We start from the raw sequence: 25398 nt of genomic DNA, 5'->3' as shown, positions 1-25398 counted from the left end.
TTATTTATTTTTATAAATTACTTTTTCATATTTATGGTAATAACGATAAAAATTTATATTCATTAAATTATTATTTGAATAAAGTTTATAAATTCTATAAAATAATCATAGTTTATGGGCGGAATTAAATATTATAGTACTAACCGGAATATTAATGAGGCCGGATTTATACCATTTAAGGGGCTTGTGAGTTTTAAAGATGCACTTATGATGGGTCAGGCTCCTGACGCCGGGCTATTCATGCCTGAGAGAATCCCTAATATTTCAAAAGGTGAGCTTGAAGATCTAAGAGAAAAGAGATATTTTGAAGTAGCTCACACAATTTTAGAGAAATTCCTTTATGGTGACATTGAATCTGATCATCTATTTAGATTATGTAAAGAAGCATACAATTTTAGAGTGCCAATAGAAAAAGTACACGATAGAAAGTATGTTCTAAGACTTGACCAAGGCCCAACTGCTTCCTTTAAAGATTTTGCCGCTAGAATGATGGCTCGACTAATGGGCGCACTAAAAGATGAAAAAAAATCATTGAACATTCTTGTTGCAACTTCTGGGGACACAGGCAGCGCAGTCGGCGAAGCGTTCAAAGGAGTAAAAGGGATAAATGTATTTATTCTATACCCTGAGGGGGAAGTATCAGGCAGACAGAAAAAACAACTTGATACAATAGGTGATAATGTAACAACACTTGCTGTTGACGGCAAATTTGACGATTGCCAGAATCTTGTAAAAATGGCATTTCAGGACAAAGACTTGGCCAATTTGAATCTAACATCTGCCAATTCAATAAACATAGGAAGAATTCTCCCACAGATGATATATTTTTTTTATGCATATCTTCAAAAATCCGAAGAAGGTGAAAAAATTCTAATTTCTGTTCCGTCAGGAAACTTTGGAAATTCTCTTGGATGTGAATTTGGTAGGAGGATGGGATTACCTCTTCATAAACTCGTAATGGCAGTAAACGAAAATGATGAGTTTCCTAGATATCTAAATAATGGAAATTATCAAAAACTTTCTCCTTCAAAAGCTTGCATATCTAGTGCAATGAACGTAGGGCACCCCTCAAATTTAGCAAGGTTCTTTGAACTTTATGGGGGCACTGTAGATAAATCTGGTAAAGTTCACAAATACCCTGACTTGAAAAAAATGCAAACAAATTTATTTTCGGTAAGCATATCCGATCAGAAAACAAAAGACACAATAAAAAATGTTTACGAAAAATACAACGTAGTTCTAGAACCACATGGAGCTGTGGGTTGGGCTGGACTTGAAGCATATTACCATGATAATGGTGATTATCCACTATCAATTTCTTTAGAAACAGCACATCCTGCAAAATTTCCTGAAGAAATTAAGTCACTCCTAAGTTTTGAGCCAGAACTACCAGAATCAATGAAAGATGTAGACATGAGACAGGGCTGTCCAATAAGAATAGAAAATGACTATTTAAAATTAAAAAAATTCTTGGAATCTACACTAGAAAACAAGTAATATCCGGATATTTTTATTTTTATTGTATATTAATCAAAAATTTTTTTTATTACCGCAATATTTAAATGTATATAAATATAATGAATATATATTATGGAGGAATAATATGGAAAGCAAAGGGGAGAGGATTGTAAACCTTGACCCAACAACTAGGCATGAAGGGCATGCAAAACTTGTTCTTCATGTAGATGAGGAAGGGATAGTTGAAAGAGCATATTATATCTCAACGACAATGGTAAGAAGCTTCGAATCATTGACATTGGGTAGGACTTATGAGTTTACTCCAAGAGCTTCAATGAGAATATGTGGATTATGTCCAGTATCTCATGCTGAAGCATCATGCCAAGCCCTTGAAGGGGCGTTTGGGCTTGAAATATCTCAAGATGCATTAATATTAAGAGAGATTCTAGGCCTTGCAAGTAAGATGCAAGACCATGCACTTCACCAATTTCTAATTCTTGATGACATAGTAGACAATGAAAAAATTAAAAAGGAGTCCATAGAGAGGATCCAAGAATTGAGAAGAATCGGACAAAAAATGAAGGATATTGTAGGGGGAGAAGCAATTCATCCTTCAAATTACTGCGTAGGTGGATTTAATACCAATATAAGTCAGAGAGCAGCTGCAAGTTTGTATAGGCTTGTAAGAAAGTATGAGAAGAACGCACACCTACAGAAAGATTTGTTTATCGAGACAATTGAAAAGAAACTTGAAAATTTACCAAATAATATCGGTATATCTAATTCTAGTATTTTGGCCACACACATGACTTACGGAGATCGAAAAGAAATTAATCTCGAAGCAATAAGAGAAGTAATCCCCTCTAGATTTTATGGAAAAGAGGAAGAAGGTAGAACAACAAATACAATGATTCCTCTTTATTATGGGGAAACAGTTGAAACAGGCCCGAGAGCAAGATTTATCAAATTTAAGAGATTTTCTGGCGATTCCGCTTTATATATCAACGTTGCAAGAGCAAGAGAAATGCTAGTTATGGTATATCGGGCCGAGGAACTTTTGGACCAGTTGGATGTCAACGGTAAAACAAAACCTGACCACATTACTGTTAAAGAAGGGGAAGGGGTAGGAGTTTACGAAGCCCCAAGAGGAACTTTAATTCATATGGCAAAAACGGACCACAACGGGATAATGAGGGATTACAGGATAATATCTCCTACAACTTGGAATATTCCAACCATAGGCAAGGCCATAGAAGGTTCTCCTCAAGAATATGCCGAAATCATCATGAGGTCCTATGATCCGTGTCTTGATTGTGCAACACATTATATAATTGTTAAGGACACAGATGGCAAGGTCATCGAAAGGAGGTATTTGCAATGAATTACTTAATAAAAGAGAATCTTGTATTGGGTTGCGGTAATCCTCTTTTTGGTGATGACGGATTCGGACCAGAATTTGTTAGAAGAATCAAAGATGAAAAAATTGAAAATAAGTTTAAAAATCTCGCTGTGATAGATTGCGGTTCTGGCATATCGCCCTTTTTAAATCTAATCAATTCTTCAAAACACAAAATAAAAAATCTGTATATAATCGACTGTGGAGATTTCAAGGGAAAAATTGGGGATGTATTGATTTTGGATGGGAAAGAGATAGCTTCTCAAGATTTCATAAAATCTTCACATAGTATGAATGTTCCACACGAAATAAATACATTTTCTTCTAATGTCAAGTTAATATTAGTTCAGGGAAACGTAGATCCAAATAGCATGGACCTTGAGATGAATGAAGAAGTTCGGAATGCCATTGATAAAGTTCAAAATATTATTATTAGTTTTATGGAGGGAGCGCAGTGAAACCAAAAGTTGGCGTATTTCAGCTAGCATCATGTTCGGGATGTCTTTTGTCTCATCTAGATACTGGAAAGATTACAGAATTTCTTGATGAATACGATGTAAAATATTACCCGCTAGTTATAGACGCTCGAAAAATCCCCGAAGAATTAGATCTAGCCGTATTTGAGGGTGCGGTAGGGACGATTGAAAAAGGGCACATGAAACTTGTAACAGACATAAGACAAAAATCAAAAAAAGTTGCAGCTTTAGGAGCATGTGCTGTAACTACCGGAATACTAATGCACTCTGCAGGAAATCAAATGCCTATGCCAGAAACAGATGCTTTTTTACCAATTAGTGAACTCGTAAAAGTAGATTATGCCATACCTGGATGTCCACCCAGTCCTGAAATCATCGAAAGATTTTTTGATGCGTTTCTAAGAAACGATGAAAATTATCTCCAAGCTTTCACAAACATTGAAGAGAATTCGGAGGTTAATATTAGGTATATAACCCAAAGAGCACTTTGTATTTCATGCGGACTTTGTACTGCAGTATGTCCCACTTTGGCTTTATCGGATATAGAAGGAAAACCGGTTTTAAGGGACGAAATATGTGTAAAATGTGGGGAATGCAGATTCCAATGCCCAAGAAGTTACATGCCCCTAGAATACATAAATGAAACGGTCTTTAAAGATGAAAGCACCTCCATTGATGAATATCTTGGGAGATATATGTCAATCTATACAGCAAGAGCCACTAATCAAGAGATATTAAAAACTGCACAAAGTGGCGGAACAACAACAGCGCTTATGAATTATTGTCTTGACTCTAGAATAATTGACGGCATTTTAACAGGCGGTAAAGACAAAGAGAAATACTGGCTTGCAAGGTCTGCGCTTGTAACAGATTACGATGAACTCCTTGAAACAACTGGAACAACATACAATCTTTGCCCAACATTAAACATATTAAAAGATGCTGCAACTTCAAACTATCTAAAAAATATAGCCATAGTTGGGCTTCCATGTGTTCATCAGGCAGTAAGAAAACTTGAGATATACCCCCTATCTCTCAGAAGTGTAATTGACAAAATTTCCCTCAGAGTTGGATTGTTTTGTACACATAATTTTAGGTATAATGCAATGCTAAAGATGATGGAGGAATTAGGCGAAATACGGGCTGAAGATACATACAAAGTAGATATAGGCGCTGGCAATTATGTCATCTATTCAGTTTCAGGAGATATCCAAAAGATACCCATAGATATAGTCAGGGAATATGAACAAGAAAGCTGTTCAATCTGCCCAGATTTCACTTCAGAACTTTCAGATATCTCAATCGGATCAATTGGGGCCCCCGAAGGGTGGAATACTGTAATCGTGCGAACTAAAACAGGCCAGAAAGCTTTTGAAGCAGCAGTCCAAGAAGGTTACCTTGAAATAGGAAAAGAAGGCAAGATGCCAGTTGATATAGAGATTGTAAAAAAACTTTCGAAGATTAAAAAGAACAGAAGTAAAAAGAAAATAGAGAAAAGAAAGATGTACAATCTAAAAGTTCCATTCTAGCGACAAGAATCCTCATGGATGACCAACTTTGGCTTTCTAAATTTTTAAATAATTAGTTTTTTATTTTTATTATTGTTTAGCAATATTTAATTTCTAATTTTTACATTGTCTACTATTTTTAGCGAAAACTTTATATATTAGTATAGCAATAATAATTAATATTACTGATATTATAGAGTATCATTAGCTGAAAAATTGAGGGCATTAAGATATGAATATGGCTAAAATAAAATTTTTAAATATTCAAAAATCAAAAGTCATTCCTATATTTTTTTTAATCTTGATACTCATATCTGTTGTTTCTGCCAATGAAATGTCTGTGAAATTCACAAACAAGCCGAAGGGCGATATGATAATGTCTATGAGATTAATTGATCATTCTCAAGATTCCGTGGGAAAACTACTTGTCACAACTGGATTCAAAAGAGGGGAATCGTATGAAAATGGGTATATTTATCTCTTCAACTATAATGGTGAAATACTTTGGAATAAAGAAATAGGCAATGTTGATGGAACAATGAGCTCGATAAGGGATTCACTTCCAAACCCTCCCGACGTTGATATAACAAGATTCTACCCAAAAGATGCATACGGTGTTGATTTTAATGGTAATGGGCAAAAAGATATTCTACTCTTAACTGAATCACATTTTTACATACTTACTGAACAGGGCATGGGTAAGAAATACTTCAAATCTGTACCAATGAAAGAAATTAAATCTGCAGATATATTCGGAGAAGGTAAAGAAGTTGCTCTTTTAGCGGGTGTCAATGCAAGTATGATTAGTTATAACGGATATGATTACACTTTTTCAACAATTGCAAAACCATCAAAACCCCTAAGTAGCATCACTTCTGCAAATCTTGATTCTGACATTGAAAGAGAGATTATAGTAGGGGGAGAAAATATCTCAGGTGAGGGAAATATATCTGTTTATGATTACAACTCTTCAACAGCCAATTGGACTAAGATACACTCTTACATTACTGGTGCAGGCATGACCATTAAGAAAGTTATAGCAATAAATCTCGATAATGGAAGCGAATACCAAGTAGGTGATGAAAAAATAGAGATTCTTGCACTATCTGAGAAATACGTTTACTGTTTCCATACAAAAGATGGTGGTACTCTTAATCTTTTGTGGTTATATCCAATAAAACAGGGGTCTGATCTCCTAGTGGCAAACATTATTGGAGATGGAAATCTAGAAGTAATCGCAGCAGGAGAAAAAGTTTATGTTCTTGATAAAACAGGCGCAAGAATATGGGAGAGTAATTTAGGTAAGGTCATATCAAATATTCATTCCTCTGATCTTAATGAAGATGGGCATGGTGAAATTGTTGCAGGCGCTTCTTCCACATATAGGTCTAACAAGGCTTATGGGGAGATATTTCTTTTAGATGGACTAGGCCATCTTTTATGGCAATCTAATGAGAATTACATGACCGAATATGTTGTCATCAAGGATATGGATCATAATGGAACTCTTGATTTAATTATAGCTAATTATACAAATGTTATTTCTGGCTATGAAAACATGATGGGTGCAAATAAGGCTGATATGTATTTCAGTCAGGCATTGGCTTCTTTTAACAATGAAAATTATAGAGACGCTCTTGTATATTTTAAAGTAGCAAGAGAAGAGTATAAAAAAGATAAAAATACCAACAAAACCTTAGAAGCAGACGATTATATCCAGAAGTGCGAGCTTTTTTTGAACACTGGCTCTTCTTATGAAATGGGGGTATACTTCTTTGGTATGGGAGAATACCAGAAGTCAATACTTTATTTTGAAGAGGCAAAAAAAGCATCAATTAACAAACAAGACTTTGATGCGGCATTAAAAGCAGATGAGATGATTGAAAAGGCAAATAGGTATGTGGAAGCTCAGAATTATTTAGACGAGGCCAATAAATATGTTTCCGAAGAAAACTTTGACAAAGCTTATTCATCCTATAACAATGCACTCGTAATTTACCAAAGGCTAGGGGATAATCAAAAAATTACTCTTATTCAGAATAACATGTTAAAAATTGATAATTATAAGAAAGCTTTAGACTATTTTGACATGGGAAAGAGCTATTTCTCTTCAAAAGACTATCAAAATGCAAAATCATACTTTCAAAAAGCAAGTGCAGAATTCAATAATCTTGGCGATGTAGGGAGAGTATCTTCATGTGAAGATTATATCTCCAAATGCAACCAACTTCTAGAATCATCCAAAGGGATAAGTTCTGTTAATAACATGCTTCTTTATGGCGGAATACTTATAGGATTCTTACTTTTGATAGTATTACTACTATTTTTCTTACTGCTTAAGTGACCAAAACGTTTTTTAATCAATATCTTACTTTCTCATTATGCCCAAACTTTCATTAAGAGAAGTTTTTTCTGTTTCAAGCCAGAGTCTTCATATCTTGCTATTCCTACCTTTCTTAATTCCAACACTCTTCTATATCCTAATAACGTCTTACCTTTTTCAATACCTCGGCGAAGGTCTACTATTATTCCAAAAAGGCGGAGATGCACTGGCGTTTGTCTACCAATGGGCCGTATTTATTCTAATTGCATTATTGATTTATTTAATTCTCATGATATTTGCATTTAATCTTTCTTCAATTTTATTAAGGGACTATGCAACTAGCGGTAAAAAGAACTACATAAATTCAATAAAAGAAGCATATTCCAAGATCTTTAAAGTTCTGATTGTAAATATAATGGCGTTTATCATATTTTTAACAGGCATTTTATTCTATGCTGTTCACCCTATCCTCCTGATAATGGGATTCTTTTTAGCACCTTTCCTTTCCTTTGTTTCCCCTTCAATAGTAATAGATAACTTGCCCCCCTTCAAAGCGATAAAAAATAGTTTATTATTGGCTTTACATTATACAACGCCTGCTTTTTTCATATTCCTATCTTCATTTTTTGTATTAGTTGCAATCCCTCTATCTATTTCATCTCTCCTATACTACTTTTTTTCAGCCGATTTATTGGGAAAATTTATTATATATGGAATTCCCATATTAGAAATGATATTTGCAACATATATTGCCATATTACTAACAGTTGCATATCTCAACTACAGAGGGTATTAAATGCTCTACAAAGAGCTTGTCGATGTGTATGAAAAATTAACTTCAACTAACTCTAAACTTGAGAAGAGAGATATATTATCTGATTTCTTTTTAGTAGTACCTGATGAGATTTTACCTTTTGTTACGGGTCTACTGGCAGGATATGTTTTCCCCAAATGGACTGAAAAAGAACTGGGCATAGGTCCAAAACTTTTGTTGAAAGTTATATCTAAGATAACAGGGATAACTGAAGAAAAAGTTGAAGAATTTGTATACTCTTCGGGTGACTTTGGAGAAGGAATTGAAAAGGCCATAGAACAAAAAAAACAACAAACATTCTTTGACATTAAAATCGAAATAACATACCTAATGGATCTTTTTGAAAAAGTCTCTGCCTATGGGGGGAAGGGCTCTCAAGACAAAAAAATAAAGTATCTTTCCGAACTATTTTCAGCAGCGTCGCCAATTGAGGCGAGATACCTATCCAAGACAATTCTTGAGCAGATGAGAACTGGAGCTGCAGAAGGAATAATTATTGATGCAATATCGAAGTTTTCAGGAATTCCCAAAAAAGATGTTGAAAAAGCTTATTTGTTGACAAATGATTTAGGATTAATAGCGCTCTATTCTAAAAAGGGGGTAGACGAACTCTCTAAATTGGACGTGACAGTGGGAAGGCCCTTAAAACCAATGCTTGCTCAAATAGGAGGTTCTATTGAGTTAGCCCTTAAAGATATAGACGAGCCAGAAATGGAAGTTAAATATGATGGAGCCAGGATTCAAGTACACAAATCTGGAGATACAATAAAAATATTCTCCAGGCGTTTAGAAAATATTACTGATGCACTGCCTGAAGTATTGTCTGAGCTAAAACAGACGTTAATCCCTGAGACTATTATATGTGAAGGCGAGGTAGTCGCATACAAAGATGGAAAGATAGCTCCATTCCAATATGTTTTAAGAAGGCTCAGAAGAAAATACCAGATATCAGAGCTATCTGAAAAAATACCCTTGAAACTTTTTCTTTTTGATTGTCTTTTAATTAAAAAAAGGTCTCTAATCGATTTAACATTAAAAGAAAGAAGAGATATTTTAGTTTCCTCAATAAAAGAATCAGAACTTGTAAAAATTGCTGAAAATAAGGTATCAAAAGATCCTTTAGAGATTAAAGATTTCTATAATAAATCTATTAATGAAGGGCATGAAGGCATTATGATAAAAGACTATTCATCTCAGTACCAACCTGGAGCAAGAGGTAAAAAATGGCTTAAAATTAAACGCACCTTGGAAACACTGGATTTAGTTATAATAGGGGCTGAATGGGGGGAGGGACGAAGAAAAAAATGGCTTTCGTCTCTACTTCTTGGTATAAGGGATGAAGAAGGTAAATTTTTAACAATAGGGAAAGTGGCAACAGGGCTTTCAGATGAGCTTTTCACTGAGATCACTGAACAACTGACGCCATTGATTTTGGAAGAAAAAGGCAAAACAGTAACCATAGTTCCAAAAATTGTCGTTGAAGTTCTTTATGATGAAATGCAGCATTCCCCTAAATACGAAAGTGGATTTGCACTGAGATTTCCCCGGGTATTGAGAATAAGGGATGATAAAGACGCCTACGATTCTGATACTATATCCCGTGCATTTGAAATATATGAAGCTCAAGAGAAAACTTTTTAAATAGATTGTAAACTAAAAAAATAATCAAGTTTACAATTGGTGTGCTAATGCTAAAATCAAAAGAACTTTCTCTCGTTGCTTTGTTTGCAGCGCTTACTGCGGTTGGAGGATTTATTTCAATTCCTTTTTATCCTGTACCTTTGACTCTTCAAGTATTTTTTGTCTTACTCTCTGGCGCAATTTTAGGTAAAAAATTAGGCGCGTTAAGTCAGATGATATATCTTGGGCTAGGCGCAATAGGGGCGCCAGTTTTCCACAATTTCACAGGTGGGATCGGAATTTTGCTTGGTCCAACTGGGGGCTTTATCATTGGCTTTGTGCCAGGTTCTTATGTGGCCGGTTTATTTTATGAAAAATTCAACAGCAATAAAATCCATTTTTCCGGGCTTTTACTATCTATAGTTCCAATATATGCAATAGGAGTCCTCTGGCTTTCGTTAATTACTGGGATGTCACTAGAAAAAGCTATTCTTGTGGGAGGAATTCCCTTTATTCCTGGAGATTTTGTAAAGTCAATTATAGTATTTCTAGTTGAAAAAAAAGTCAAAAATTATCTCAAATTCAATATTTGATTTATATTTTTTCAATTTAAACCTCCAATTTTGGAGGAACGGCTATATTACACAACTTTTATAAATACATTTATAAATTACTCCTTATAAATTATATTATAATCTTGGAGGTATTCTTTGTCCGAATCTAAATTAGGTAAATATAAAATGACGGTTCAAAATGTTGTTACTTCTGCTAACTTATTTAACAGAATTGACCTAGTTAAAGCCGCAAGTTCTTTAGATAACATAGAATATGAGCCAGAACAGTTTCCTGGGATGGTAGTCAGGCTCGATGAACCAAAGACCGCCACTTTAGTTTTCGGAAGTGGTAAACTTGTGTGTACAGGAGCTAAATCTCCAGAAGAATCTAGAAGAGCTATATTCAAAATAATTGAGATTTTGAGGGATTATGGCACTCCAATGGAAAAAGAACCAGATATTGTTGTACAGAATATCGTGGCGTCTGGCGATCTCGAAATGAAACTAAATCTTGACGATATTATCTTAACACTCCCAAATTGTGAATATGAACCTGAGCAGTTTCCGGGGCTAATCTATAGATTAAAGGAACCAAAAGTAGTTCTACTACTTTTTGGCAGTGGCAAAGTTGTATGCACGGGCGCAAAATCTGAGGAAGACGTTATTAAAGCAATTGAACGTGTTAAAAAATCTTTGATTGAAGAAGGTTTAGCCTAATTCTAATTGCCGCTATTCTTTTATTTTATATCTACTATTTACAAATAATAACCATTTTTGGCATAAAGAATCCAAATAAATATCAAAAAATATATAAAGGATTTTTTCTCAACTAAAGTAAGTTATAAAATAGTGATTTCATGGAAAAAGCAGAAATACTCTTAGAAATAAAAAAAGCAGAGGAAACTGCAAAGAAAATCATAGCTGACGCTGAAGAAAATCACAAAAAAAGTTTAGTTGAATTGAACGTAGAAATGGAAAAGCTTCTCGAAAAAAAGAGAAGAGACATTGATTTAGAAATTGAGAAACAACTTAGAACTGAAACAGATAGAATACTCATGGAAAAACAAAGGGCTATTTCTGAAGGTGTAATAGAGATAGAGAAGATTAGAGAAGAAGCATTAGAAAAAAAAGATGAAGCTATTAATTTTATTCTTGATAAATTCATGAGGTACATTGATGAGCTCCAACGAAAGGATGACTAAAATAACTTTAGTTGGAACTAAAGATGCTATGAAGGAGACTATTGAAATCCTTCATTCATTAAAGATAATCCATATTGTGGACTTTAAAGAACAAGACGAAACCTTCGAAATAGGAAAATCATTGGGTGAAGTCTCAAAATTTTCTGAACTCTTGCTTTCTATCAGGGCTTTTTTGAGCAAGTTTGATATCCGACCTGACAATATTAAATCAACTTATGTCAAAAGAGAAGTTTCAAGAGAGCTAGAAAAAGAAGTCTATGAGGCGGAAAATGTTATCAAATCCTATAACGAGAAAATATCTAAAATAAATCTTATACTAAAAGAGATAGAAAAAATTAAGTCGATTGGCGACTTAGGGGATATAGGGATACAAAAAAAATTAGTTGCTTCCCTTGATGATTTAGTATCTTCAAAATCGGAACTTGAAGAACAAAAAAATATATTCAAAGATCAGATGGAGTCTACGATAAAAGAAAAATCAGCTTTTCTGTTACAATATGAAGACTTTTTATCAAGTGAAATAGAAAAAATGGAAGCCCCTTTAAGATTCACGACTACCAAGAATACTTTCATAGTTGAAGGATGGATACCTGAAAAAAAATACCAAGAGATTGAAAGTATTTTAAAGAAAAGATTTGGCGATAGGATAAATCTTGATAAGATTAAATATAGTGATGAGGAATCCGTACCTGTTGAATTCAAACATCCAAGTCCAGTCAAACCTTTCGAGTTATTATTGGAATTATTTGAATATCCTAAGACTAAAGAGATTGATCCTACTTTTGCAATTTTTATAACCTTTCCTCTTTTCTATGGAATAATGCTTGGGGATATTGGTTATGGATTAGTTATATTTTTTGCTTCTTTATTTATGAAAACAAAATTTAAAACTGAAGGCTGGAAAATGATACTGGGCATTTTAGAATACTCAAGTATTTATACGATGGCATTTGGTTTTATTGACGGTGAGTTTTTTGGATTTAATGTATTCGACCTCTTAGGCATAGAAGAAATACTTGGGTTGCGCATGCCCATTCTAGATAGAATTGTAGATTTCATGCCAATAATGATTCTTTCCATCTCAATTGGAGTCATACATGTTCTATTAGGCCTCGTGTTTGGATTTATTAATGTTTACCGGTCACACAACTTAAAAGAAGCCATTTTAAAAAAAGGCGGATGGATTGTACTCATATTTTCAATAATATTTCTAGCAAGCAGTATCTATATCTCGGATATATTGCTATATTTTGGAGCGGGTCTCCTTTTAGCTTCAATAGTTTTATTGGTAGTCGGAGAAGGATTTATAGGATTAATAGAGATATTTGGCATAATGAGTAATATCCTATCCTATGTTAGACTAATGGCTATAGGTCTATCTTCTGTGGGCATAGCAATTGTAATAAATAGCATTGTTGTGGATATAATATTCCCAATGGGTGGTGTTTTTGTATTATTGGGATATTCCGTGTTAATAGTGGGGCATATAGGAAACATCTTATTGGGCATTCTAGCCAGTTTCTTACATGCTTTGAGATTGCATTATGTTGAATTTTTCACAAAATTCTATGAAGGGGGAGGTATTAAGTATAAACCATTTGGTATTTAATATTAAAGAGGTGATATGATGGCAGAATTAGCAGTAATAGTGGTAGTATTAAGCTCTGTTGCTTCAGTCATATTAACAGGACTAGCTGCAGCATGGGCAGAGAAGCATATAGGATCTGCTGCAATTGGGGCAATGACAGAAAAAGAGGAGCTTTTCAGTAAGGGATTAGTTCTCACTGTAATACCTGAAACAATCGTTATTTTTGGTCTTACAGTATCATTAGTTCTTCTCTTTGTTGTGCTGCCTCAACTCCTTTAAAGGAGGGAAAAAATGGGGAAAAGTACAGTAGCAGATACAGTGATAGAGGATGCAAGAAAAACAGCAAAAGAATATAGCGAGCAGCTTCAAGAAAAAAAGAAGATTAAATTACATGATATCGATAATGCTATAGATAAACTAAAGATAAAGAAACAAGATTTGGTTAAAGAAAAGACATCTTTACTAGCTAGAACTGAGACTTCTAGAACCAATCTTGAAATTAAAAGAAAAAGACTAAGGATGGAACAAGAGGTACTTGAAGAGATATTTGCAATCACTAAAACTAAACTAGAGAATATCGAATCAAAAAAAAGAGAGATTATCCTTAAGAAATTAATATCAGTGGCCGAACTTGAATACGTCTTTTCTAACAAAAATGATGAAAAATATGCGAGAAAATTAGCTGGGGAAAAATATAAAGGTAACATTAATACAATAGGCGGTATTTCAACGGGAGATCCAACAGGTAAGATAAAAGAAGACTTTACTTTTGAAGCTATCCTAAACTATGTTTTTGAAAATAATCTCAAAGAGATAAGAGATATTTTATTTGGTGAGGCTGAGTATGGATTCAAATGTAGTCTTCTCTGAAAATTGGCTTGGAGAAACTAATTATAGTTATCTTAACACTAGGGTAAGAGCCATGGAAAGTAAATTATTCAAGAGCGATGCATATATTAAACTCTTGAACATGGAGGTTTCTCAAATAGCTAGATTTTTGGGAGAAGGAAACTACAAAGAAGAAATTGACTCTTTATCAAGAGATTATCGGGGTGTAGAGTTAATAGAACATTCACTTAATAAAAATCTAGGGAATACTTATCATAAGCTAATAAAAATGAGTGGAAAAAAAGCTTCGGCTTATGCTTTTGCAATATTAACTAGATGGGACATCCACAACATAATCTCTATTTTGAGAGGTAAATACTCCAAAGCAACTGATTATGAAATAGAAAAGACACTGATTCCAATAGGGGAGCTACCTTTTAGTTTTATAATGTCCCTTGTAAAAAACTATAGCTATGAAGATGTTATCAAGAAATTAAAAAAATTAGAACAATTTAATTTTTTAGACGAAACAAAAGAGATAGCAGATATAGAATCAGAACTTTTTAAAATGTACTTCAAGAGTACTCTTGATACTTTTAAGAAGGAAAAAAAATCTCTATTCGTTGATTTTATTCGTACAGAGATTGATATTACAAATATAAAAAATATAATGAGGATGAGAAGATACGGATTTGCTCCTGAAGAAGAACAAAAAAACATGATTGAAGGGGGATTATTTTTTGGGATTGATGATTTAGGCAACCTCTTAAGGTCCCATGATAACGATTTTTTAAAGAAAATGAAAAAAACTCCTTACGGGGTTATTATTGAAAAACACTGGCAAGAAAAAACCCTCTTTTATCTAGAAGAATCTCTGGAAAAATATCTAATGAAATGCGCAAAAGAACAATTTATAGGAGATCCTTTTACCATAATGCCCGTTCTCCACTACATTATCTCTAAAAAAATTGAAGTTGAGAATATCCGGAAAATATCCAGGGGAAAAGCCTCCAATCTTGAGAAAAAAATAATTGAGGATAGCTTGGTGATCTGATGGAATTTGGAGTAATTGGTGATGAGGAGTTTGTTATGGGATTTAAGTTATTAGGAATCAAGAAAAGTGAGAGAATAGCAAACGATCAAGAATTTGAAGATCACCTTAATGACATGTTTAAGGATAAAGAAGTAGGAATTATAATTATTCAACCCGAATATTACAAAAATCTTTCAAGTAAAAGTAAATTAAAGGTCGACACTTCAGTCAAACCAACAGTAATTGTATTGGGAGAAAAATTAAGCGATATCTTGAGAGACAAAATAAAACACGTAATTGGAGTTGACCTGTGGGGTAATTAATTTGGAAAATAAAGGTACAATTTATAGGGTATCTGGGCCTGTAGTCACGGCAACAAATATAGACGCTAAGATGAATGAGCTAGTCCGAGTTGGTAAAGAAGGACTGTTCGGAGAAGTGATAGAAATTGATTATGATAAAACAATTATCCAAGTCTACGAGGACACATCTCTTCTTAAACCAGGTGATGAGGTCACTACAACTGGAATGCCGTTATCAGTTGATTTGGGGCCAGGGTTGTTGGGCTCAATATATGACGGAGTTCAAAGGCCATTACCAAAACTCTCACAGCTAATGGGGGAATACATTAAGAGGGGTGCCGAAGCCCCTGGAATCGACAGAGAGAAGAAATGGGAATTCTTCCCATCAAAGAAAAAAGGCGATAAAGTAAATTTTGGAGATATAATTGGTTATGTCAACGAGAATGAATTCACAAAACATTTCATAATGTCGCCCCCAAACATATCTGGAGAAATTGTAGAGATTTTAGAAAAAGGAGAATATACTGTTGAGGAAATACTGTGCAGATTAGACAACGATGCAGTAATTAAGATGTATCAAAGATGGCCTGTCAAAGTTCCAAGGCCTTTCAAAGATAAAATGATTCCAAATGTTCCTTTAGTCACAGGTAAGAGAATTATAGATGTTCTATTTCCTTTGGCCAAAGGCGGTACCGCTGCAATCCCTGGGCCTTTTGGTAGCGGTAAAACTGTAACACAACAACAGCTTGCAAAATGGAGCGATACCAAAGTTGTTGTTTATATCGGGTGCGGTGAAAGAGGAAATGAGATGATTGATGTTCTTACAGAATTTCCTAAATTAGTAGATCCTGTAACAGGTGGCCCATTGATGAATAGAACCGTACTTATCGCAAATACTTCAAACATGCCCGTGGCCGCAAGAGAAGCTTCAATTTATACCGGGATCACCATCGCTGAATATTATAGGGATATGGGTTATGACGTTGCGCTCATGGCAGATTCCACATCAAGATGGGCAGAAGCCATGAGAGAAATATCTTCAAGACTGGAGGAAATGCCCGGTGAAGAAGGATATCCTGCATATCTCTCTTCTAGGTTATCAAGTTTTTATGAGCGGGCGGGAATCGTAGTTACTCTCGGGGGCAAAATAGGTTCAGTAACTGTTATAGGCGCTGTTTCACCACCAGGAGGAGATTTCTCAGAGCCAGTAGTCCAAAATACCCTCAGAATAACAAAAACTTTCTGGGCATTAGATTCAAACCTTTCACAAAAAAGGCATTTCCCTTCGATTAATTGGCTTGAATCTTATTCACTCTACTATGATTCCCTAAAAGAATGGTTCGAAAGTAAAATATCTGTTGATTGGGATAGAACAAGAGCTGAAGCAATGGAAATATTGCAGAAGGAAGCAGAGTTGCAGGAAATTGTACAGCTTGTAGGTGCAGATGCACTGCCTCCAGATCAACAATTTTTATTAGAAATCGCTCGAATGTTAAGGGAGATATTTTTACAACAGGATTCTTACCATGAAGTGGATGAATTTCACTCATTAAAGAGGCAATTTTCACTATTAAATGCGATTATCCGATTTTCCAGATTAGGAAATAACGCAATTGAAAACGGTGTTGAAATTGATAAGATAATAAAACTCGAGTCAAGAGCAGAAATATCTAAAGTAAGATATAGGAAAGATTTTGAGAGTAAAATAGGCTCGATTAACGAAACAATGTCAAAGGAATTCAAGTTACTCCTAGGGGAGGAATGATTCGATGAAAGAGTACAAAACTATCACTTCTGTAACTGGGCCCCTTATCTTTCTAGAAAATACTGAGAATATAGGATATGGCGAATATGTCAACATCACTCTTTCCGATGGGAGTAGAAAAAGAGGCCAAGTATTGGACACATCGGGGAATAAAGTTGTTGTTCAAGTTTTTGAAGGAACTAGAAACATTGACAAAAATGCCTATGTTAAGTTTTCAGGTGATGTATTAAAAGTTCCAGTTTCACATGACATGCTTGGAAGAGTATTTTCTGGTTCGGGGGATCCACTTGACGGTGGGCCAAAAGTTATACCTGAAGCTAGATTGGATATCAATGGGCTCCCAATAAATCCTTACAAAAGAGCACCTCCTCACGAATTCATTCAGACAGGTGTATCTGCTATAGATGGAATGAATTCATTAATTAGGGGGCAAAAACTTCCTATATTTTCAGGATCTGGATTACCACATAATCAACTAGCTTTACAGATAGCAAGACAAGCAACGGTCTTGGATTGTACTGAAAGTTTTGCAGTTATCTTTGTTGCAATGGGTATAACCGAAGAAGAAGCGAAATATTTTATAAGTGATTTTGAAAAAACAGGAGCGTTAGAAAGAGGAATCGTTTTTTTAAATCTTGCTTCAGACCCTTCAATTGAAAGACTAATCGTACCACGAATAGCTTTGACTACTGCTGAATTTTTTGCATTTAACTACGATATGCATATGCTAGTTATAATGACTGATATGACAAATTACTGTGAAGCCTTAAGGGAAATAGGATCTGCTAGGGAAGAAGTTCCCGGGAGAAGGGGTTACCCGGGTTACATGTATACAGATCTTGCTTCAATTTATGAACGGGCTGGAAGAATAGAAGGTAAAAACGGTTCTGTTACACAAGTACCTATCCTCACAATGCCAGGTGACGATATTACTCACCCTATACCTGATTTATCTGGGTATATCACAGAAGGACAAATTATTGTTTCTAGAGATCTCCAAAGGAAGGGCATATATCCTCCTATTGATGTTCTGCCTTCATTATCAAGATTAATGAGCAAGGGAATCGGAAAAGATAGGACCCGAGAAGATCATAAATCTGTATCTGATCAATTATATGCAGCATACGCTGAAGGAAAAGACCTTAGAGGAATTGTTTCAATTGTTGGTAAAGAATCTCTTTCAAAATCTGACAAATTATTTTTGGACTTTGCAGATGATTTTGAAAAAAGATTTGTATCTCAAAAATCGAATGAAAACAGAGAAATAAAAAATACGCTAGATATAGGATGGGAGATTCTTTCAAAACTACCTGAAGATAAATTATTAAGAGTAAGTGATGAATTAATCGAGAAATATATGAGGAGATTTAAGGGTGCCACAGATAAAGCCGACTAGGTCTGAGTTGATAAAACTTCAGAGGAAAATCAAACTTTCTAAAACAGGGTATAATATCCTAAAGAAGAAAAGAGATGGCCTAGTCATGAATCTTTTTGGGATGGTTAAGGATGCCAAAGAAGCTCAAGAAACTCTTGAAGAAAGTTATGAAATTGCAAAGAAATATCTTGGAATGACAATAGCTTTTGAAGGGGAAATTGCTGTTGCCTCTTGCGCATTAATTAAAAAAGGCGCCCCTAAATTCTATTTGGATAGCAAGAATATTCTGGGGGTTCAAGTTCCTAAAATATCTGATTTATCTTTTAAAAAAGGTATCAATGAGAGGGGATATAGCATTCTTTCAACATCCTCAAAGATTGATGAAACTGTGGAAGAATATGAAAAAGTATTAGAATATGTAGCAAAAGCAGTTGAGGCAGAATCAACACTTAAGAAAGTATTAAATGAAATCGAAGTCACAAAAAGAAGAGTAAATGCTTTAGAGTCAAAGATCATACCCCGATTAGAATCTCAGAAGAAGTTCATTGATTTTCGATTGGAGGAGCTCGAAAGAGAAAATAAATTCAGGCTTAAAATGATCAAAGATAAGAAATCTAAGAAAAGCTCCAGATGAGATAAAGTTTTAAAAAAGAGAACAATTAATATTTGATATGGATAGAATCACTGCAACTAAATTAGTAATCACTATTTCTATATTATTACTGGGAATATATCTTGTCTATCCTATAATACCTGGTATATTAGGGGGATTAATCTTTTCTTACGCATTTCATCCCGTTTATGATTTTATTTTTCAAAAATTGAAAAGGAGAGGACTATCGGCGGCATTAACAACTTTGTTTGTATCCGCACCATTTCTTATTACTTTGTTATACGGATTCTATAAAGCCGTAGAACAACTTACTTTTGTTACACAAGTCCTAAAAAAAGAAACACCAACTACTATATTTGACCTCTTAGGATTAGAGGTTCAAAGCAGCCCCTTCTATGGAGTAATATCCGATACGTTTCCCCAAATTATCAATATCTCTGATTTTTTTGCCAGCACAATGGGTCAACTTCCTCTTACTTTGATGAACGTTGTAGTATTATTCCTTTCTCTCTTCTATTTTTTGAATGAAAAAGAAAGAGTAGAAAATTATTTCGAAAGAATGATTCCAAATAATTATCAAAATAATATAATTGAGATACTTGGGCCCACAAAGAAGGTAATTAATGGCTTAATTTATGCGAACGTTATGAGCGCAATGATTATGGCATTTCTTGCCACAATTGGTTTTTTAGTAATAGGTGTCCCCTACTCTTTCCTTTTGGGTCTTTTAACAGGATTAGCTGCACTCTTACCTGTAGTTGGCCCGTGGACTATCTTCTTGCCCGTTGGATTTTATTACATTTTAATTGGCGACATAGTCCAAGGGTTTGCAGTATTGACATACGGGGTCATAGTTCTTTTCATATTATATAATTTCTATATTTTTCCAAAACTTGGAGGGAATAAAGCACAGCTACATCCATTTATTGTTTTGGTGGGGTTCTTGGGCGGAGCGTACATGTTTGGTGCATTGGGGATTCTGTACGGGCCTATAATTTTAGGATTATTAAAAGGCCTTACAGAGGGGATGTTCAAAGATTCAACAATGAAAAGAAAGTTTTTTAAATTATAACATGGCTTTCTTTATGTTGATTTATATGGACGATTCAATATTTTCAGAGACTGCAAAGAGAGTAAAAGCATCAGAGATAAGAGAAATCCTTAAGCTTACCCAAAAACCTGGGATAATCTCACTTGCAGGCGGTCTTCCAAATCCTCAAACGTTTCCGTTGGAAGAAATAAAAAAGATTGTAAATGACGTTTTAAACTCAAATAACAATGGCTTGCAGTATGGGCTTACAGAGGGTGACCCAGAGCTAAGACAATATATAGCTGGAATGATGGGTAAATATGGCATTGCCTGTACCCCAGACGATATTCTAATTACCAGCGGTTCACAACAAGGCCTTGATTTAATCTCTAAGATTCTAATAAATCCAGGAGATGTCGTTATAGTTGAGGCTCCAAGTTACCTTGGAGCGTTAAGTGCATTTAGATCATATCTCTGTGATTTCGTTGATGTTCCATCGGATGGTGAAGGGATAAGAACCGATTTATTAATCGAAACACTCGAGACCTTAAAAGAAGACGGAAAGAAACCAAAAATACTTTATTTAGTTCCAAACTTCCATAATCCCACAGGGATTACTACAAGTGAAAAGAGAAGAAAAGAAATAATTAAAATTGCTAATGATTATGATTTAGTGGTTGTTGAAGATAATCCCTATGGTGAACTTAGGTACGAAGGAGAACATCTAAAGGCCATAAAGTCTTATGATACTGAAGGGAGAGTCATTTATTTAGGAACGTACTCCAAGATACTCGCACCTGGATTTAGAATTGCATGGGCTTTGGGAACTGGGGAATTACTTAAAAAGATGATAATAGCAAAGCAAGCTGTAGATTTGCATACCAATACTTTTGGTCAGAGGATAGCAGCTATTTATTCTCAAAATTATTTGGACAAGCACCTAGTAAAGATACTGAATTTCTATAAAATCAAAAGAGATGTGATGTTATCCTCATTGGATGAATACATGCCAAATGAGTGTAAGTGGACTAGGCCTGAGGGAGGAATGTTCAATTGGATTGTGTTGCCTGAATATGTAGATACAAAAGAAATGTTTACCGATGCAATCAATTCAAATGTTGCTTATGTCATTGGAAGCGCTTTCTACATAGAAGATAACCTAGGAAGACACACAATGAGATTGAATTTCTCATTCCCGAAAGATGAGGAAATAAATCTAGGTGTCAAGAGACTTTCCGAAGTTATTAGGAGATGGCTTTAATGAAAACTCTCGTCGCTTTAATATCTACAGGGAAGGGAACATGGGGGCATGTAGGTAGACTAATTACTGAAGAATGGGATAAGATAATCCTTGTAACAAATGATTTTGGCAGAGAAAAGTTCAATCCGAGCAAAGATGTGGATTGGGTAGTGGTAAATCCTTCCATGCCGATTGAAAATATCAAAAATGCGATACGAGATAGACTTCCAAAAGATATTGGTGACGAAATTTATGTTAATCTAATTTCAGGTTCAGGAAAAGAGCATATGGCTTTGCTTTCTCTTTTAAAGGATATGAACAAAGACTATAAATTTATCTCCCTTACCATGGATGGAATTGGATATTTCTAAGGGTGAATTAATGAAATTGAATATACCTTACAAGAAAGATAAAGTTTTGATAGAGATACCTGACAAAAATCTTCTTGGAATTGTTGAACCAAAGGAAGTTAAAGGCTCAGCAAAAGAAAATGTATTAAAAAAGGCAATTGAAAATCCAACAAATAATTTACCTTTAAAGGATTTTTTAAAGAAACACAAAAGTATAATTTTCCTGATAAATGACGGTCAAAGACCCACACCGACCAAGAAAGTTTTGGATACTATATATCCTCTAATGAAGCCGTATATGGATAAAATAGAGTTTATGATAGCCACAGGATCCCATAGAGTTCCAACAGAAGAGGAATTCAATAATATTTTTGGGCCATATTACTCAGAATTTAAAAGTAAAATCACAGTTCATGATTCTAGAAAAGATGAACTTCTTCAATACATAGGTAAGACACAAAGAGGCACTGAACTCTATATCAATAAGAAAGTACTTGAAAATGAAGCAATAGTTACAATAGGATCTTCTGAGCCACATTATTTTGCAGGTTATACAGGTACAAGAAAATCATTCTTGCCCGGAGTATCATCGATAAAAACAATAACAGCAAATCACAAGCATGCTCTTTCTCCCAACTCTAAGACATTATCTCTAAAGGGGAATCCAGTCCATGACGATATGGAAGATGCAGTAAGAGAGATAATGAAAATAAAACCAAACGTTTTTGCAATAAATGTCGTGGCCGATGGAGAAGGCAATATATTTGATGCGCAAGCTGGAGAAATAATAGAAATATTATACGAATCAGCTAAAGCTGTTGACAAATTATTTTGCGTACCTGTGCCAGGAAAGGCAGACATAATTGTATCAGTAGCCCCATATCCGATGGATGTTAGTTTATATCAATCCCAAAAAGCAATAGAAAACACAAAACTTGCTTTGAAAGACGGTGGTATTCTAATACTAGTTTCTAGTTGCAGAGATGGAATTGGAGATAAGACCTTCTATGATCTACTTAAAGATAACGACACACCCGAAGAAGTAATAAAAGCAACTGAAAATAATTATATACTCGGATACCATAAAGCCGCTAAAATTGCAGAGCTTGCAACATGTGGAGAGATATGGGCGGTAACTGATCTTGAGGACAAAGTTTTGGAGCAAATTTTTATAGCCCCCCACAATTCTCTTCAAAATTCGATAGACAAGGCCTTGGCACAAAAAGGCAAAGATGCAAAAGTTTTAGTATTCCTAGATGGGAGTTCAACTGTTCCCTTGGTATAATTTTTATTTCTTTTATTAACTAAGATTTGGGAATAAATAGGTATAAATTTCGGAAAATTCTTTTATAAGTACTTCTAGAAATAGTTTTAGATAGTATACTCCAAAGATTATAAAATATCAAATATATTATTAAAAGAAAAACATATAAAATAAAGAGAATGAACTCACATGAATTTACATGGACAAAGACAAAAAAATACTCTTGTGGCTTATTGCAGGTTCAAGAGGCGGCGTGAATAGGGCATTAATCCTGAGATATATAATTTCTAGCCCTTCAAATGCCAATAGAATATCCATGGCCACAGGCATAGAATACAAAACTGTCCAGCATCATTTGGGTATATTAGAGAAAAATGGTCTTTTATCCGCAGTCGGAGATAAATATGGAAAGACATATTTTCCTTCAGAATTACTTGACAAAAATATTAATAGCTTTAATGAGATTTGTAAAGATATGGGGTTAGATGTTGATGAGTTTAAAAAATAATAAATACTTAGGATTATCAGGAATGGGATTTATTCCGAGAAGATTAGTTGAAAACGGTGTTTGCGAGTATCCAACATGTAGCATATGGGATAAAGGTTACATGTTTCAAATAAAATATGCCCTTTCCTTAGTTAACATTGGGCTAATATTGGCTGTTTTTGTTCTTTATGCAAATATCTACAGAAAAACAAAATCGCCATTTTCATTAGGATTGGCTATTTTCTCTTTGGCCTTTCTTTTTGATATCTTAACATCAAGCCCTTTATTGCATGCTATATGTGGCTTCAGATCAACAGGTCTCGGGCCATTCTTAATACTGCCTGACTTATTTACTACTATAGCTTTAGCTATACTTGTTTACCTTACAACAAAATAATTAACCTCACCCAAAACCTTTAAATGCTAGTTAGAGAGTTTTATAAAAACTGTATTAATATATTATTAGACTAATGGTGAATTTTAATGGATTTTCCAAAACCTTTAATTGTACAGGGAGACCGATCAATGTTCCTTGAGGTGGCCAATCCCTTGTACGAAGATGCTAGAGACGACATTTCAAGATTCTCAGAACTTGAGAAGAGCCCTGAACACATTCACACGTATAGGCTTTCTGATCTATCTCTTTGGAACGCTGCAGCCGCAGGGCTTACGAGTGAAGAAGTTATCAATATTCTTTTGAAATACTCAAGGTATGATATCCCTTCCAATGTTATAAGCGACATTAAGGACATAATGTCTAGATTTGGAAGGCTTTCTTTAAAAAAGATTAACGAGGATTTAGTTCTTTTTTCACAAGACGAGCTTCTTATTAAAGAAATTCAGAACAACGAGCGTATAAAAAAATACGTCCTTGATACTATAGATGATAATACCCTTAAGGTAGATCCCAATAGCAGAGGATTTTTGAAACAAGATTTAATTAAGATTGGGTGGCCTGCCCTTGATTTGGCAGGTTACGAAGATGGAGACTATTTGGAGATTAACCTCCTAGGTACTACAAAAAGTGGAGTCAATTTCCAATTAAGAAAATATCAGGAAGATGCCGTAAATGTTTTCTACAGGGGTGGCGGAGTAGAAGGAGGTAGCGGAACAATTGTCCTTCCTTGCGGGGCAGGTAAGACAGTAATTGGTATGGGCGTCATGGCGAAAGTAAAGACTAATACCTTAATTACTTGTCCAAATGTTATTGCTGTTAGGCAGTGGATTGATGAAATATTAGATAAAACTGATATCCCGCGAGAGAAGATAGGCGAATATACTGGCGAAGTAAAAGAAATAAGGGAGATAACGGTAACAACATACCAAATATTGACCTATAGAAGCAAGAAAGAAGATGAATTTACCCACTTCAATATATTTGACAAGAAGAATTGGGGCCTTATAATATATGATGAGGTTCATCTACTACCTGCGCCCGTATTCCAAGTTACAGCCCACATACAATCAAAGAGAAGACTTGGATTAACAGCTACTTTGGTAAGGGAAGACGGAAGGGAAAAAGATGTTTTCAGCCTTATTGGGCCAAAGAAATTTGACATGCCTTGGAAAAATCTTGAACAGCAGGGTTGGATAGCAGAAGCTATATGCTATGAAATTAGGGTGCATATGCCTGAAAAATCTAGAATAGTATATGCCACATCTGACGATAGAAACAAGTACAGGATAGCTGCAGAAAATCCCTTCAAATATGAAATTTTAAAGAAAATAATTGAGCATCACAAAAATGATAGAATTCTTATTATTGGTATGTACATAGAACAACTTGAAAAAATTGCAGAATCTCTTAAAGCCCCACTAATAACTGGTAAAATTCCAAACAAAGAGAGGGAAAGAATATACTCTGATTTTAGAAAAGGTAAGATTAGTATTCTTGTTGTGTCTAAAGTGGCAAATTTTGCCATAGACTTGCCAGATGCAAATGTGGCTATCCAAGTTTCAGGTACTTTTGGGTCGCGACAAGAAGAAGCCCAGAGATTAGGGAGGATATTAAGGCCAAAGAAAGATGGATCATCTGCAAAGTTTTATTCAATTGTCACTAAAGATACCAGAGATCAAGAATACTCTGCAAATAGACAAATATTTTTAACAGAGCAAGGATACAAATATGTTATAGTTGATGACCATAATATAGACTGTATATTAAAAAAGTGA

Annotated in this window: 25 protein-coding genes; all 25 read left to right on the top strand. The window is 34.6% G+C overall.

The features are described 5' to 3' along the window. Positions 1-114: 114 nt before the first annotated feature. A complete protein-coding gene (thrC, locus tag PLI06_00280; protein ID HOI76035.1) occupies positions 115-1497 on the top strand; it encodes a threonine synthase in 1383 nt (460 codons plus the stop codon). A gap of 106 nt (positions 1498-1603) precedes the next feature. Then, positions 1604-2839 (top strand): coenzyme F420 hydrogenase subunit alpha, encoded by a 1236-nt coding sequence (gene frhA, locus PLI06_00275; GenBank protein ID HOI76034.1) that lies wholly within the window; start codon positions 1604-1606, stop codon positions 2837-2839. Beyond that, entirely contained in the window at positions 2836-3312 is a 477-nt protein-coding gene (locus PLI06_00270) for a hydrogenase maturation protease (protein ID HOI76033.1), read from the top strand. Before frhA ends, PLI06_00270 begins: the two co-directional genes overlap by 4 nt. Then, on the top strand, positions 3309-4859 hold the full coding sequence (locus tag PLI06_00265) for a Coenzyme F420 hydrogenase/dehydrogenase, beta subunit C-terminal domain (protein ID HOI76032.1): 1551 nt from the start codon (positions 3309-3311) through the stop codon (positions 4857-4859). The genes PLI06_00270 and PLI06_00265 overlap by 4 nt, the downstream gene beginning before the upstream one ends. Positions 4860-5070: 211 nt before the next feature. Continuing rightward, positions 5071-7182, top strand: coding sequence for a tetratricopeptide repeat protein (locus PLI06_00260; GenBank protein HOI76031.1), 2112 nt, complete (start codon positions 5071-5073; stop codon positions 7180-7182). Between the two features lie 37 nt (positions 7183-7219). Next, the gene (locus tag PLI06_00255) at positions 7220-7957 is read left to right on the top strand and encodes a hypothetical protein (protein ID HOI76030.1); all 738 of its coding nucleotides are present in this window, start codon (positions 7220-7222) and stop codon (positions 7955-7957) included. Continuing rightward, a complete protein-coding gene (locus PLI06_00250; protein ID HOI76029.1) occupies positions 7958-9616 on the top strand; it encodes an ATP-dependent DNA ligase in 1659 nt (552 codons plus the stop codon). A gap of 47 nt (positions 9617-9663) precedes the next feature. Further along, positions 9664-10188, top strand: a complete 525-nt coding sequence (locus PLI06_00245) for a biotin transporter BioY (protein ID HOI76028.1) — start codon at positions 9664-9666, stop codon at positions 10186-10188. Positions 10189-10335: 147 nt separating this feature from the next. Beyond that, a complete protein-coding gene (locus tag PLI06_00240) occupies positions 10336-10866 on the top strand; it encodes a TATA-box-binding protein (GenBank protein HOI76027.1) in 531 nt (176 codons plus the stop codon). Positions 10867-11006: 140 nt separating this feature from the next. Then, on the top strand, positions 11007-11351 hold the full coding sequence (locus PLI06_00235; GenBank protein HOI76026.1) for a hypothetical protein: 345 nt from the start codon (positions 11007-11009) through the stop codon (positions 11349-11351). Further along, positions 11326-12960, top strand: coding sequence for a V-type ATP synthase subunit I (locus PLI06_00230; protein HOI76025.1), 1635 nt, complete (start codon positions 11326-11328; stop codon positions 12958-12960). The genes PLI06_00235 and PLI06_00230 overlap by 26 nt, the downstream gene beginning before the upstream one ends. Before the next feature lie 18 nt (positions 12961-12978). Next, entirely contained in the window at positions 12979-13218 is a 240-nt protein-coding gene (locus PLI06_00225; protein ID HOI76024.1) for a V-type ATP synthase subunit K, read from the top strand. Between the two features lie 12 nt (positions 13219-13230). Then, on the top strand, positions 13231-13809 hold the full coding sequence (locus PLI06_00220; GenBank protein ID HOI76023.1) for a V-type ATP synthase subunit E family protein: 579 nt from the start codon (positions 13231-13233) through the stop codon (positions 13807-13809). Beyond that, positions 13784-14821 (top strand): ATP synthase A1 subunit C, encoded by a 1038-nt coding sequence (gene ahaC, locus PLI06_00215; GenBank protein HOI76022.1) that lies wholly within the window; start codon positions 13784-13786, stop codon positions 14819-14821. Before PLI06_00220 ends, ahaC begins: the two co-directional genes overlap by 26 nt. Further along, a complete protein-coding gene (locus PLI06_00210) occupies positions 14821-15123 on the top strand; it encodes a V-type ATP synthase subunit F (GenBank protein HOI76021.1) in 303 nt (100 codons plus the stop codon). The genes ahaC and PLI06_00210 overlap by 1 nt, the downstream gene beginning before the upstream one ends. Position 15124: 1 nt before the next feature. Beyond that, positions 15125-16867: a V-type ATP synthase subunit A gene (locus PLI06_00205; protein HOI76020.1), complete on the top strand. Its 1743-nt coding sequence runs from the start codon at positions 15125-15127 to the stop codon at positions 16865-16867. A 4-nt stretch (positions 16868-16871) separates the two neighbouring features. After that, positions 16872-18263 carry a V-type ATP synthase subunit B gene (locus tag PLI06_00200; protein ID HOI76019.1) on the top strand — a complete coding sequence of 464 codons (1392 nt, stop codon included), beginning with the start codon at positions 16872-16874 and terminating at the stop codon, positions 18261-18263. Then, positions 18241-18876, top strand: a complete 636-nt coding sequence (locus PLI06_00195; protein ID HOI76018.1) for a V-type ATP synthase subunit D — start codon at positions 18241-18243, stop codon at positions 18874-18876. Before PLI06_00200 ends, PLI06_00195 begins: the two co-directional genes overlap by 23 nt. A gap of 37 nt (positions 18877-18913) precedes the next feature. Then, on the top strand, positions 18914-19927 hold the full coding sequence (locus PLI06_00190) for an AI-2E family transporter (GenBank protein HOI76017.1): 1014 nt from the start codon (positions 18914-18916) through the stop codon (positions 19925-19927). Positions 19928-19952: 25 nt separating this feature from the next. Continuing rightward, a complete protein-coding gene (locus tag PLI06_00185) occupies positions 19953-21146 on the top strand; it encodes a PLP-dependent aminotransferase family protein (GenBank protein ID HOI76016.1) in 1194 nt (397 codons plus the stop codon). Next, positions 21146-21496: a hypothetical protein gene (locus PLI06_00180; protein ID HOI76015.1), complete on the top strand. Its 351-nt coding sequence runs from the start codon at positions 21146-21148 to the stop codon at positions 21494-21496. The genes PLI06_00185 and PLI06_00180 overlap by 1 nt, the downstream gene beginning before the upstream one ends. 10 nt (positions 21497-21506) lie before the next feature. Next, positions 21507-22760, top strand: coding sequence for a nickel-dependent lactate racemase (gene larA / locus PLI06_00175; GenBank protein ID HOI76014.1), 1254 nt, complete (start codon positions 21507-21509; stop codon positions 22758-22760). Between the two features lie 178 nt (positions 22761-22938). After that, positions 22939-23247: a winged helix-turn-helix domain-containing protein gene (locus tag PLI06_00170; GenBank protein HOI76013.1), complete on the top strand. Its 309-nt coding sequence runs from the start codon at positions 22939-22941 to the stop codon at positions 23245-23247. Beyond that, positions 23231-23623 (top strand): hypothetical protein, encoded by a 393-nt coding sequence (locus PLI06_00165; GenBank protein HOI76012.1) that lies wholly within the window; start codon positions 23231-23233, stop codon positions 23621-23623. Before PLI06_00170 ends, PLI06_00165 begins: the two co-directional genes overlap by 17 nt. 86 nt (positions 23624-23709) lie before the next feature. Next, positions 23710-25398, top strand: a complete 1689-nt coding sequence (locus tag PLI06_00160; protein HOI76011.1) for a DEAD/DEAH box helicase — start codon at positions 23710-23712, stop codon at positions 25396-25398.

This window comes from Methanofastidiosum sp. (assembly GCA_035362715.1).
GTDB lineage: Archaea > Methanobacteriota_B > Thermococci > Methanofastidiosales > Methanofastidiosaceae > Methanofastidiosum.
Note: the sequence above shows the minus strand (reverse complement) of the source record. Positions and strands in the feature narration are given on the sequence as shown.